This is a genomic window from Sedimentitalea sp. XS_ASV28 (assembly GCF_041224545.1).
GTDB lineage: Bacteria > Pseudomonadota > Alphaproteobacteria > Rhodobacterales > Rhodobacteraceae > Sedimentitalea.
The window spans coordinates 1-223 of sequence record NZ_JBGFGP010000006.1 but is presented as its reverse complement, the minus strand read 5'-3'; the positions used below and the strand labels follow the sequence as shown (position 1 = coordinate 223).

1 protein-coding gene is annotated in these 223 nt (G+C 68.6%); it reads left to right on the top strand.

Going from position 1 to position 223, the window contains the following annotated elements:
* A partial coding sequence (locus tag AB9K34_RS00030) for a tyrosine-type recombinase/integrase (RefSeq protein ID WP_369952459.1) occupies positions 1–207 on the top strand: 207 nt, incomplete at its 5' end.
* Positions 208–223 lie beyond the last annotated feature (16 nt).

Below are 223 nucleotides of genomic sequence, written 5' to 3'. Positions count from 1 at the left end.
GCCGGCATCCGCTCCGAACTGCCCGAAAAGGACCGCCTGGCGCTGTTTTCTGGCCACTCGCTGCGCGCCGGCCTCGCCAGTTCGGCTGAGGTCGACGAACGCTATGTCCAAAAGCAGCTGGGGCACGCCTCGGCCGAGATGACCCGCCGCTACCAGCGCCGTCGCGACCGGTTCCGCGTGAACCTGACCAAGGCCGCTGGTCTCTGACCCCCTGCCCCATCAC